At 61.6% G+C, this 10,513-nt stretch carries 18 protein-coding genes; 13 read left to right on the top strand and 5 right to left on the bottom strand.

Translation table 11 applies throughout. The annotated features are described in order from the left end of the window. The first annotated feature begins 10 nt into the window (after nucleotides 1–10). The 4 genes from Q8L50_RS03345 (at nucleotide 11) to Q8L50_RS03330 (ending at nucleotide 3,803) form a co-directional block, all read left to right on the top strand. Nucleotides 11–610, top strand: a complete 600-nt coding sequence (locus Q8L50_RS03345; protein ID WP_305347236.1) for a hypothetical protein — start codon at nucleotides 11–13, stop codon at nucleotides 608–610. A gap of 103 nt (nucleotides 611–713) precedes the next feature. Continuing rightward, on the top strand, nucleotides 714–1,874 hold the full coding sequence (locus Q8L50_RS03340; RefSeq protein ID WP_305347235.1) for a class I SAM-dependent methyltransferase: 1,161 nt from the start codon (nucleotides 714–716) through the stop codon (nucleotides 1,872–1,874). Between the two features lie 87 nt (nucleotides 1,875–1,961). Continuing rightward, nucleotides 1,962–2,690, top strand: a complete 729-nt coding sequence (locus Q8L50_RS03335) for a glutathione S-transferase (protein WP_305347234.1) — start codon at nucleotides 1,962–1,964, stop codon at nucleotides 2,688–2,690. Between the two features lie 153 nt (nucleotides 2,691–2,843). Next, nucleotides 2,844–3,803: a PA2169 family four-helix-bundle protein gene (locus Q8L50_RS03330; RefSeq protein ID WP_305347233.1), complete on the top strand. Its 960-nt coding sequence runs from the start codon at nucleotides 2,844–2,846 to the stop codon at nucleotides 3,801–3,803. A 98-nt stretch (nucleotides 3,804–3,901) separates the two neighbouring features. Here the strand turns inward: Q8L50_RS03330 and Q8L50_RS03325 are convergent, their stop codons facing one another. The 3 genes from Q8L50_RS03325 to Q8L50_RS03315 all read right to left on the bottom strand — a co-directional run bounded on the left by Q8L50_RS03325 (nucleotide 3,902) and on the right by Q8L50_RS03315 (nucleotide 5,096). Continuing rightward, the gene (locus Q8L50_RS03325; RefSeq protein WP_305347232.1) at nucleotides 3,902–4,330 is read right to left on the bottom strand and encodes a hypothetical protein; all 429 of its coding nucleotides are present in this window, start codon (nucleotides 4,328–4,330) and stop codon (nucleotides 3,902–3,904) included. A gap of 170 nt (nucleotides 4,331–4,500) precedes the next feature. Beyond that, nucleotides 4,501–4,830 carry a hypothetical protein gene (locus Q8L50_RS03320; RefSeq protein WP_305347231.1) on the bottom strand — a complete coding sequence of 110 codons (330 nt, stop codon included), beginning with the start codon at nucleotides 4,828–4,830 and terminating at the stop codon, nucleotides 4,501–4,503. 2 nt (nucleotides 4,831–4,832) lie between these two features. Beyond that, nucleotides 4,833–5,096 carry a hypothetical protein gene (locus tag Q8L50_RS03315; RefSeq protein ID WP_305347230.1) on the bottom strand — a complete coding sequence of 88 codons (264 nt, stop codon included), beginning with the start codon at nucleotides 5,094–5,096 and terminating at the stop codon, nucleotides 4,833–4,835. A 539-nt stretch (nucleotides 5,097–5,635) separates the two neighbouring features. Between Q8L50_RS03315 and Q8L50_RS03310 the strand changes: the two genes are divergently transcribed. The 3 genes from Q8L50_RS03310 to Q8L50_RS03300 all read left to right on the top strand — a co-directional run bounded on the left by Q8L50_RS03310 (nucleotide 5,636) and on the right by Q8L50_RS03300 (nucleotide 6,873). After that, a complete protein-coding gene (locus Q8L50_RS03310; protein WP_305347229.1) occupies nucleotides 5,636–6,094 on the top strand; it encodes a CHRD domain-containing protein in 459 nt (152 codons plus the stop codon). A gap of 189 nt (nucleotides 6,095–6,283) precedes the next feature. Continuing rightward, a complete protein-coding gene (locus Q8L50_RS03305) occupies nucleotides 6,284–6,490 on the top strand; it encodes a hypothetical protein (RefSeq protein WP_305347228.1) in 207 nt (68 codons plus the stop codon). Between the two features lie 86 nt (nucleotides 6,491–6,576). Next, on the top strand, nucleotides 6,577–6,873 hold the full coding sequence (locus Q8L50_RS03300) for a hypothetical protein (RefSeq protein WP_305347227.1): 297 nt from the start codon (nucleotides 6,577–6,579) through the stop codon (nucleotides 6,871–6,873). A 15-nt stretch (nucleotides 6,874–6,888) separates the two neighbouring features. Here the strand turns inward: Q8L50_RS03300 and Q8L50_RS03295 are convergent, their stop codons facing one another. Together Q8L50_RS03295 and Q8L50_RS03290 are read right to left on the bottom strand one after the other, a co-directional pair. Continuing rightward, nucleotides 6,889–7,734: a hypothetical protein gene (locus Q8L50_RS03295; RefSeq protein WP_305347226.1), complete on the bottom strand. Its 846-nt coding sequence runs from the start codon at nucleotides 7,732–7,734 to the stop codon at nucleotides 6,889–6,891. Between the two features lie 227 nt (nucleotides 7,735–7,961). Then, the gene (locus tag Q8L50_RS03290) at nucleotides 7,962–8,360 is read right to left on the bottom strand and encodes a DUF3693 domain-containing protein (RefSeq protein ID WP_305347225.1); all 399 of its coding nucleotides are present in this window, start codon (nucleotides 8,358–8,360) and stop codon (nucleotides 7,962–7,964) included. Between the two features lie 220 nt (nucleotides 8,361–8,580). Here Q8L50_RS03290 and Q8L50_RS03285 point away from each other — a divergent pair, with 220 nt between their 5' ends. The 6 genes from Q8L50_RS03285 to Q8L50_RS03260 are packed head-to-tail and all read left to right on the top strand — an operon-like array spanning nucleotide 8,581 to nucleotide 10,501. Further along, the gene (locus Q8L50_RS03285; RefSeq protein WP_305347224.1) at nucleotides 8,581–8,868 is read left to right on the top strand and encodes a hypothetical protein; all 288 of its coding nucleotides are present in this window, start codon (nucleotides 8,581–8,583) and stop codon (nucleotides 8,866–8,868) included. Beyond that, nucleotides 8,865–9,116: a hypothetical protein gene (locus tag Q8L50_RS03280; RefSeq protein ID WP_305347223.1), complete on the top strand. Its 252-nt coding sequence runs from the start codon at nucleotides 8,865–8,867 to the stop codon at nucleotides 9,114–9,116. The genes Q8L50_RS03285 and Q8L50_RS03280 overlap by 4 nt, the downstream gene beginning before the upstream one ends. Next, nucleotides 9,113–9,238 carry a hypothetical protein gene (locus Q8L50_RS03275; RefSeq protein ID WP_305347222.1) on the top strand — a complete coding sequence of 42 codons (126 nt, stop codon included), beginning with the start codon at nucleotides 9,113–9,115 and terminating at the stop codon, nucleotides 9,236–9,238. The genes Q8L50_RS03280 and Q8L50_RS03275 overlap by 4 nt, the downstream gene beginning before the upstream one ends. Next, complete coding sequence (locus Q8L50_RS03270) at nucleotides 9,235–9,531, top strand: hypothetical protein (protein ID WP_305347221.1); 297 nt, start codon at nucleotides 9,235–9,237, stop codon at nucleotides 9,529–9,531. The genes Q8L50_RS03275 and Q8L50_RS03270 overlap by 4 nt, the downstream gene beginning before the upstream one ends. Next, entirely contained in the window at nucleotides 9,495–9,860 is a 366-nt protein-coding gene (locus Q8L50_RS03265; protein WP_305347220.1) for a hypothetical protein, read from the top strand. The genes Q8L50_RS03270 and Q8L50_RS03265 overlap by 37 nt, the downstream gene beginning before the upstream one ends. Continuing rightward, nucleotides 9,857–10,501, top strand: coding sequence for a hypothetical protein (locus Q8L50_RS03260; RefSeq protein WP_305347219.1), 645 nt, complete (start codon nucleotides 9,857–9,859; stop codon nucleotides 10,499–10,501). Before Q8L50_RS03265 ends, Q8L50_RS03260 begins: the two co-directional genes overlap by 4 nt. The last annotated feature ends 12 nt before the right edge of the window (nucleotides 10,502–10,513 follow it).

Raw genomic sequence — 10,513 nt, 5'->3', positions numbered from 1 at the left:
TGTTTACGTCATGTCATTTTTTCAAAATTTGTTTTCCTCGTCGCACGGTACCCGGGAAGCAGGGCAGGGCCCAGAGACTGCACCGGTCAAGATGAATCTTGATGAGCGCATGGCGTTTCGCCGTGAAATGCTTTTTGACTCGGTCAAAACCACGATGCAAGGCCAGGGCATTCTGAGCGGGAGCTACCGCTTCAAGGTGGTGCGCGCCGACAAACGCGGCCACAGCTTTGTGGTGATGGTGGACCTCTCGACGGACTTCATGGACAGTGAACAGGGCAGGCCCCGACCCTTGCAGGCCTTGGGCGCGTCCATGGCAAAAAATGCGCTGGCCCGTTATGGGGTGGGGGTGGCTGCGGTTTACTGGCGCGTCAACCCGGAGCTCAAGGGTTTTGACCCGGAGCGTGGTGAGCCCGCTGCAGCTGGCGACGACACATCCACCCCCGAGGCGGAACGCTCAGCCAATGTGCGCAAATACGAGCGAGCCACTGCTGAAGAGCTTGCGGCGTTTGAGGCGGCGTGGCAACAAGGCAGTGAGTTGACGATTGGTGACCGCACCTATTCGTCGGACCTGGCGCCGTTGAGCGGCCCCGAGGGCAAAGACAGCCGCTGACGCGCGCGTCTCCGGTTGACGGGGAGCGGGATAATGGCCGGTTGTTAATTGACCTGGCCGATCCAATGCATTTTCTCTTTCCGCGCTTGCGTGGCGTATCGGCATGACGTCGCTGGTTCACTGGACCGAAGCCGGTGAGGCCCGCTCTGCGCGCTGGCGTTCTGAAAGTGGCGCACCGCCGCCCAAACGCCTGCAGATCGCAGACGACACCCTCAGCGCAGATGCCGCCTTCCGGCTGGCCAGCGAAGGCACGGCCCTTTTGTGGCGCGGTGACTTTCAAAATGCGCGGCAACTCCTGCAGGCCATCGCCCGGCGTATCGACAAGCCCAAAAGACCCAAAAAGCAGCTGACAGCAGAAGCGCCTCAGGACGTTTTCAACCTGCATCGCCAGGCCCAATCGCAGCGGGCACGCACGCTGTCCATGCTGCTGCTGGAGTTTGATGGCGCGCACCACCTGGCATTGCGGCGCGCGCCCGATGTCACACTGGCTTGCAGCCAGGTGTATGGCCCCGGCGATGTGTCGCAAGGCGGATACCTCGTACCGATGCGTGAGCTGCTGGGCCTGATCAGTGCCCATGAGTGGCGAAAAAAGGGCTTGGCGATTGCGGCGATGGATGGTGCGAAGATCCACCCGCATTACGGTGTGTTTGCGCCGGTTCGGGGTGAATACCTCGCGCTGCTGGCCAATGCGCCCTTGCCAGCAGCCATGGCCTCAGAGAGCGTCGCCTTTGACATTGGCACAGGCACTGGCGTGCTGGCGGCGATATTGGCGCAGCGCGGTGTACAGCGCGTACTGGCCACCGACCAGGACCCGCGCGCCCTGGCCTGTGCCCGCGACAACCTGCAGCGTCTGGGCCTCAGCGGTCGGGTGGAGTTGCACGAGGTGAACCTGTTTCCCGAGGGCCGCGTACCGTTGATCGTCTGCAACCCGCCCTGGGTGCCTGCGCGCCCAAGCTCACCGCTTGAACACGCGGTTTATGACCCGGACAGCCGCATGTTGCGCGGCTTTCTCGACGGTCTGGCGGCGCACCTGGTGCCGGGCGGCGAGGGCTGGCTCATCCTGTCGGATCTGGCCGAACACCTGGGATTGCGGCCCCGCGGCGATCTGCTGGCCTGGATGGAGGTGGCGGGCCTGCAGGTCTTGTCGAAGCTGGACACCCGGCCGCTACACCCCAAGGTGATGGACGCGCAGGACGCGCTGCACACCGCCAGGGCGGCTGAAACCACCTCGCTCTGGCGCCTGGGCGTCAAGGCTGGCGGATAAGTTGCTATCATTACGATAGCTGCTTGCGCCCGCTAGCAAAGGGCTAGAGGCTGTTTTCGCCTATTTTTTTTGAGAGAAGGGGCTGCCATGACGTATCAGCTGCATTACTGGCCCGGTATCCAGGGGCGGGGCGAGTTTGTGCGCCTGGCGCTGGAGGCTGCAGGCGCCCCTTATGTGGATGTGGCGCGCGGACCGAAAGATCAGGGGCAGGGCGTTGCGGCCATGATGACTGTGATGCAGAGTCCGGCGCAGCAGCACCCACCCTTTGCACCACCGTTTCTGATTGACGGCCGGGTCGTGATTGGCCAGACGGCCGCCATCCTGCTTTACCTCGGCCCGCGTCTGGGCCTGGTTGGCAAGAGTGAGGTCAAACGCCTGTGGACACACCAGTTGCAGCTGACCATCGCCGATGCAGTCGCTGAAGTTCACGACACCCATCACCCGCTGGCCATGCATCTGTTTTACGAAGACCAGCAGGATGCGGCGGTGGCGCGCGCCAAGGCCTTTCGGGAGCAACGCATCCCGAAGTTTCTGGCCTGGTTTGAAAGCGTGCTGGCACGCAACCCGGCGGGCAACGGGCACCTGGTGGGCGCGCGCCTGAGTTATGCCGATCTGTCGCTGTTCCAGCTGGTCGAAGGTCTGCGCTATGCCTTTCCAGAGACCAGCCGCCGCGCCCTGCGGCGAGCGCCACAGGTAGCCAGCCTGCACGCCAGCGTGGCACAGCACCGGCGCCTGGCTGCCTATCTGGCCAGTACGCGCCGCATTGCCTTCAATGAAGAGGGCATTTTCCGGCGTTACCCGGCGCTTGACGGGTGACGCTGAAGCACGGCGCTTTCTCCTACAGACCAGTTTGTTCCAGCCTGACCGCGTGCGTAGTGGCCTTCCACCACGATGCGTTTCTGGACTGAAAAGCAGCACATGTATTCAGTCCTGGATCTGTTTCACCAACACGCTTGAAGGAGCAATGCCATGGCACTGGAAGACAAAAACACAGACCGTAATTTCAATCTTGACCCGATTACCGACGCACCCGGCGCGCACCCGGTGGGGACCGGACTGGGCGCTGCTGCTGGTGGCGCGCTGGCTGGTGCCGCCGCCGGCGCAGTGGGCGGCCCCGTGGGTGCTGTCGCCGGGGCAGTGGTGGGTGCGGTGGCCGGGGGACTGGGTGGCAAGGCTGCAGCCGAAGCCATCAACCCAACCGCCGAAGAAGCCTACTGGCACGACCAATACACAAAAGAACCCTACTACCAGGCGGGCCGGGGTTATGACGATTACGCACCGGCCTATCGGCTGGGCTATCTGGGCCGGAGCAAGGCCAGTGGCAGTTTTGACGACGCACATGCCGATCTCTCGGCGTCCTGGACCAGCCAGCGCGAGCGTTCCACCCTGAGCTGGCAAGAGGCCGAGGCGGCCAGCCGAGCCGCCTGGTATCGGGCCGATCAGCAACTGGGGACCAACCGGGTGGTTGGCAATGTCGCAGGCAGGGAAGAAGTGATTGAAACCCTCAACGACCTGCTGGAATCCTGCCGCGATGGAGAATACGGTTTCAAGGAATGCGCCGAACATGTCAAGGCGCAGGACATCAAAACCCTGCTGACCCGCCATGCCGATGAATGCCGCAGCGCCGGCCTTGAGCTGGTGACCCATATTCGCCAACTCGGCGGCGAGCCCGACGAGGGGGGCACTGCCAGCGGCGCCATGCACCGCGGCTGGGTGGCGGTGCGAGGCGCACTCAGCGGCTACACCGATCTGGCCATGCTGGACGAGTGCGAGCGCGGCGAAGATGCGGCACTGGCCCGCTACCGCAATGCGCTGAAGGAGGATCTGCCCTCAGACATTCGTGCGGTGGTGGAGCGCCAGGCACAGGGCGCACAGCGCAACCATGACCAGATCAAGGCACTGCGCCATGCTCTGAGGGCTGCCGCCTAGGTCGTGTCGATGACATAAAAAAGCTGGCCTGGTGCCAGCTTTTTTTTGCCTGTTGTGCGCCCCGCTGCAAGCGCGGGGCAGGCTGCCGCGGAGAGCGCTCAATCGTCCTTGCCGTGCCCTTTGCCTTTCCCTTTGCCGTGGTGCTTTCCGTTGTCCCAGTCTTTGTCCTTGAATTTCTTGTCCTTCTTTTCTTTCTTCTCTTTCACATAAACGTACTGGGTATCGCGCACCCAGTAGCCGGGCTGCCGGTAATACCCGCCACCTTTTTGCTCCCAGCGGTCAGGTGCCCATTTATAACCTTCGCGGTTGGCAATGGTCCGGCCGCGCACCCAGATATGGCGGTCACCGTTCCACGCCCAGTAGCCAGGTGCCCACACCTGGTTGGGCGCCAGCACTGGCACCGCTTCGTACTGGGGCTGGGGTGGCGCCAGATTGATGTTGATGCTGACCTGCGCCATGGTGGGCGCGGCAGCAGCCAGGACAAGCAGCGCAGCAAGTGAGAGGTCGCGGATACGGGGGGTCATCATGGGAAGCTCCTGGTGGTTGATAGGGTCAGTGTCTGCCAGCCCTGCATCTATTCGGGCCATGGCAGGTAAAGTTATGCGGGGCATCAATGCGATTTCGTGAAGCTTTGTATCCGCTATATATTTGATAGCTGGTTACGCAAGCGGGGTAGGGGCCAGCAGCCTGTTTTTCTTCAATTTTTGAGCGTCCCCCCGCAATCGACCTGTGCGGCCAATGCGCCGTTGCGGCCGGTGTAGCTGCTGTCGGTAACCTTGCAGTTAGACGCCTTTTCAATCGCCTTGCGCAGGCTGGCGGTTTTTTGCGGCCCCTCCGGCGCAGAGGCCGGGCCCACAGCCGTCCACGTGCTGGCGGTCAGCTCTTCCACCCGATAGCTGGCGCCGTCGATCTCTACAGTTTGTGCATTGGCTTCAGGCGCGCCACGTAGCGCGTTGCAAGCGGGCAGCACAGCTGCCACGGCAATCAGGCAGAGGCCGGCAACAGAGCGGTAAGACGGGTGAGACACCATTAAATTTCAAACGAGTGGTGAAACAGATGCAGCGACGCCTTGGGCTGCGGCACGCTCGGCGGGACATCGGGCAACTTCGATTGCGGGCAGCCGGTCAGCAGCAGCAGCGCAACGACGGCGCACAGCCCCGGAACGGCGGCGGCGCCGCGCCAGGGAGTCTGATGGTGTGAAGCATTTTTTTTCATGAAGGTCTCCGGCAGAACATGGCACCGATGGATGCAGTGCCCGGTTGTATCGACATCCAGATCCAGCGTAGGCGGCATCAATAGAAAGTGTTAGCGCCTGAGCGGCTGCCAGCGTGTCAGCACATCCCGCATGGGACTGTGATGCGCGTCCTACGCAGGCGACGCCTCACACTTTGCGGGCAGTCAACCCCAGCGTTTTCATGGGCCCAGCCAAGCGACGCCTTGCCGCCTCATAACCCTCCCACGGCAGGTTGCCAAGCTGCATGCGTGGGTCGATGTTGGCGCAGTGCCAGTGCGCGCCGCTGCCAAGACCTGGCCACTCGTCCCACGTCACCGGCACCGACACACCCATGCCTGGCCCGGGGTGTCGGCATGCACCGGTTTCGCCGATAGGACCAGGGCGCCCTTGCAGATCGCTATTAATTCCATAGCTTCCAACTCAATACCAGTTTGGGATAAAGCCCTTTTTTAGTCAAACTACAGTGGTGCGTGGTCGTTCGGGTCGTATCTGGTATCTGGCGGAATCTCCTGGTCAAAAGCGGGACAAGGCTCCGTCCTACAAGGCGTGATGTACTTTTCCAGTAGCATGGCCGACTCTTTTACATTCGGAGCCACCCATGACCAAGACCCACCGCCAAAGCCTTCGCGCGTTTTTCGCAGCCACTGTTGTTGTGGTGCTCGTCACCGGTTGCGGCATGATGACGCCAAAATCGACCCAGCTTGCATTCACCACACAGCTGCGCGGCGCCAACGAGGTGCCGCCCGCAGCCACCAACGCCACCGGCCAAGTGGACGCGGTGCTGAACAAGGACACCAACCTGTTGCAATGGAAAATGACCTACGACGGCCTGAGCGGCCCAGCGACGGCAGGCCACTTCCATGGCCCCGCCATGGTCGGCGCCAACGCCGGTGTGGCTTTGCCCTTCAACAATCCTGTCACCAGCCCCATGGCCGGCCAGGCCACCTTGACCGCGGCGCAGGCGGCCGACCTGATCGCCGGCAAGTGGTACGCCAATATCCACACCGCCAAATTCCCAGGCGGTGAAATTCGTGGCCAGATGACGCTGCGTCCCTGATTGCAGGAGCGGCGCTTTCCTGAAAAACAGGCCTCGGGCCTGTTTTTTTTCGCCCCATGTATCGGGACTGGCCTGCCCGTCCTACAGGCAGGCTGCTTGCACACTGACGGCACGGGGGGCAGGGTGCGGCGTAAGGTGAAAAATCAATCCATTCACCCTGTTGAGTTCAACCCGTACCCTGGAGCTTTCATGAAACCCCTCTCAAGCCATCCCACGCCAAGCCCGTCAGGGCACAAAAACAAGGGCCCGCAAGCCGATGGCAGCGAGCAACAAGCGCTGGCGGAAAAGGCCGCCAACAGCCCGGCCGGCATCAAAGCGCGTATTGACTCGAAAAACATGCCAGACAAGCCACCGCTTGACCATCAGCACACGCCCAACAGCTCCGGGCGCCCATAAATCCTTTCCGCACTTTCGGCTTTCCGCTTTCCGCTTTCCGCTTCATCCATCACCGACCGCATATGCGGCCAACCTGGGACTCGCACATGTCTAAAAAAATTGTCGCTTTGTTGCTGTCTGCCGCGCTGCTTGCAGCCGGTTCAGCCGTCATGGCCCAGCCCGCATCGATGGAGGACAGCCTGATCACGCGCGGTGCGGTGGCCGACGTCACCCCGCAGCAAAAATACCGTACCGCGATCAACGAGGCAGGCGGCGGCTACAAGGTCTATCTCGAAGAGTGCGCCACACTGGCCGCTGCGGAGCGTACCGCCTGCCGCCGCGATGCCAAGGCGCTGTTCGACCGCGACATGGCTGCCGCGCGCCAGATTTTGCGCAACAAGTAGCCGGCTTTCAGCGCATCACGGGCCGGCGTGTTGACGCCGGTGCTCGGTGCGCTTCATCGTCAGGTAGGCGTTGCGCTCCACTTCGTGCAACTGGCGCGGATAACGCTCGGTGGCATCAAACCAGTGCTGCAGGCGTTTTTCCACCTGTTCTGGAGCAGCGCTGTTCAGCGACGCCAGGTAAGCATCAATGGCCAGGTAATAACGCATGGTGTTGCGCTCCACCGCGCCGCGCATGCCCTCTACATACGCTTTCGTGCCACCGCTGGTTCGCTCGATCTGGGTAAACCCCAGTTTTCCGTTGCCCATGGTGGCCAGATAACCCTGCATGGCCATGCGCCCGGCCAGCCCATAGCCGTACGAATACTGCAGGTGCAGAAAGGTTTTGCCGCCGACAATCGGGACCGCCCGAAAGTTGATGCGGTAATTGTGGGTACCCACAGGGCCTTTGTCGGCGTTCATCTGCACCGCCAGATACTCTGGCGTGGACACGCCGGGCCTGAAGTCAAAACTCAGGTTGTAGGCGTCGCGGATCTCCTGCGGGTGTTTTTTCCCCACCGCGACCACCAGCACCGACCGGGTACCGTCGCCCTCGGCCCGGCAATATTTGGTGTTCAGATGCAGGATCAGTACTTCACACCAGTTGTCAGGGTCCTTGAAGGCGGCGGCAACGGTCGCAAACGGGTAGTTGATGACCGCATAGGCGTGTCCGCTGACCGACTTGTCGGATTCGGTGGATTCGATCACCAGCGGGCGACCAAACTCGTTTTTCGTCAATTGCGGGGCCAGGGCGGTGTATCTGGCCTGAAGCGCCTGCGCGCCAGCCTCTGGCGAAGGCTGCGCCAGGACAACGCCAGCGGCCATCAAAACTGCAAGTGAAGCGCAGAGAGTCCGCAAACCAGGAAATTGGAAGTGTGCTTGTTTCATCGCCACAGTTTGCAGGGTCCACAAGCGCGCCTGAGGAGCTTGCTCCATCGTCCTACAAGCTTTGGGTCAGGTGCCTTTCGGCGGTGGGGCGTAGCAGTGAGAAATGGCTTGAGAGCGAGGCCCAAACCTTTGGCGTCGCACTTCAATGCCGGGGATGATCGGTATTAGTTAACATAATATACAGACGCTTGGGCGACTGACGAAGCAAAAGCGATTGCAGCCCAAGCGGGGAGGGCGTGAGCAGCTATTGAAACGATAGCAAGCACTGCCAGCATTTTGACATTTGCGAAGCCCGCCTGGAGCCTTTTGGCAAGGTTCACCCAAATTTGCCGGGTGTCGTCATCGCGGGCGCGCTGAGCCTGCATTTCGACCACCAAAAGGTCGGGTTTTTCGCCCAACGCCTCAGCCAGTTTTGCGCACGCTTTTTCGTCGGGCAAACTGCGCCCATGTCGGTAGTTTCTCAGGTTGCCAGACCCCATCCCGAGGAACATGGCGAGCTTGTAATCAGACCCTATTTTGTGAGCCTGTTTGACACTATCCAGCACGGTGTTCACATCACGCATTTCTGCCCCTTTTTAGATCAATTCCCGTACGTACGATAACGGAGCCACGGATTTGGCGCTAGGAGCTAGGGGGTTGCGCACTGCAATGGTCTTGCTCTACATTCGCGCTGCCACCGGCTTTGAACCACATGCATGCAGCAGGGTTCGCATCAAAAATTCCTCAAGCCGGTGGCCCTTCGGGTGATGCGGACTGTGCGAATCACCGAGTGAGGACTCAACGATGCGAACCAATTCTGATGGGCCAGTAGGCTCAGTCACACCCCCAGCACCCACCGTTTTTTACCCGCGCAATTTCTGCGGGAACAAAGACCTGGAGCTTCACGCTCACCATCACCACCTGAGCGACACGCCGACCACAGTTGGCCTGTTCGCCCGTGGCGCTGGCCTTTCGTTCCAATGGGACATGACAGTAGAGGGCGCACGCAGCATGGCCGACATGCTGTGCAAGGCCGCAGCCGAAGCTGAAGCCCTGGACATTGCCAAGCAGGACGCAGAGGCGGCAGCATGAGCACCGCCACCATGTCCATCACCGAGCGCCGCGTCGTCATCTGCCTAAAGCTGGCCCAGCTGCAAAGGCGGATGCCCATGGGCTGGGAAGGCTGGAGCCACACCGAGTTGATCGAGTTCCGCGCCGACCTCAGAGCGGCCAGCCGCTGCGGCAGCGTGTCGGACTTGCTGCTGGTGGCCGGGCGCATTGCCACCGCCTACGGGGAGCCCATGGCCCTGATCGACCCTTGCCACGGGCAGGCAGCATGAGAGTTCCGTACGCACTCATTGAGGTGGCCCGGTATTTCCTCAGGGGTCTTGTGCTGTCCCTGGGCTGCGGTGTCGGCTTCCCCCTGGGCGTCAAGTTCGCTTTCCTGCTGGTGGGCGCATGAGCAGCGCCACCGTACGACTCAGCGACCGCATCGCCCTGACGTTTGACACCGTAGAGGGCAGACTGATTCACGCCCGCACCGGCCCTGGTGCGCTGCTGACCATTGAAGGCCAGACAAACGACATCCGCAACTGTGCGTTTATCCCCGCTGACAAGCTGGGCGCTGTGATCGCCAGCCTGCTGCTGATTCAAAAGCAGCTGCAAGGGCAGGGCGCCACCTGTCACGACCCGGACGCCTGCCAGCTGGGCCAGCGGGCATGCCCTATGCCCAGCGCCTGCCGCGTGGCGCCATGAAGCAGCCAGAGGACGCCGCAACCGTTGAACTGCCGCTTGGCCTCGACGCGATGGGCCAGCCCTTCACGGATTGGGTGACCCCTGCGGGCTGGTCAAGCAATGACAAAAAACGCATCGACCCGCACTGGCCTTTCCAGCTGACCATTGGCACGCCAGAAGCGGCGATGGCAGCGCGCCGCACCTACAACCCCGGCACCGGGTTTCGTGAGCGTGAGCGCCTCAAGCGCAAAGCCAACCGCTGGGTGGCGAAGCTGGAAAAGATGCCCGCCACCGAGCGGGCATTTATTCGCGCTGCACTGGACACCATCGACAGAACGGGCGAGGCGTGACCCTCCCCGCAACACTCCGAGTCCCCGAATTCCTACGCCTTGAACAAGGCGAACTGAACAGCCTCCTTCACGTTTTGCGTGACCCGCTGGCAACGCAGATTTACCTGCTATTGCTGGCACACACCGATTTCAAGACAGGCGAGTTCCTGGGCGGGTATCACCGCCTGATGGAGCTATGCACCCCGCCCATCCCAGAACGCGGCAGGCGCCGCCCTGGGCCGTCCTACTGGCAAGTGCGGCGGGTGGTGGATGACCTCATCAAAGCCCGCCACGTATGGCGCAACGCGGCAAGCAACGAGGCACAAGGCCAACTCCGTCTGAAGATCGTGCCACGCGACAAAAATATAGCCGCGACCAAAACGATAAACCACAGGGTTTCCCGCAGGCTCCAAAGGTCAGAAAACCTAGCAACCACGCGGCTTCCCGAGTCACCGATGGACGATTTACCGCAGGGTATACCGCAGGGGTATCAGGGATTTAATTCAACATCCCCTACCCCTTCAGAAACTGCCAGTTATCCACAATCCGAGGCCGCTAAACGCGGCAGGGAAGAGCTTGCAGCTCTCAAAGCCGGATTCCTATCGAGTGCGCCCAAGGGCGCAAAGGCAACGAAGGTGGACGCGGACGATATCCCGTACTAAAACGGCGCCAGG

It is taken from the genome of Polaromonas sp. (genome assembly GCF_030680935.1).
GTDB lineage: Bacteria > Pseudomonadota > Gammaproteobacteria > Burkholderiales > Burkholderiaceae_C > Polaromonas.
Note: the sequence above shows the minus strand (reverse complement) of the source record. Positions and strands in the feature narration are given on the sequence as shown.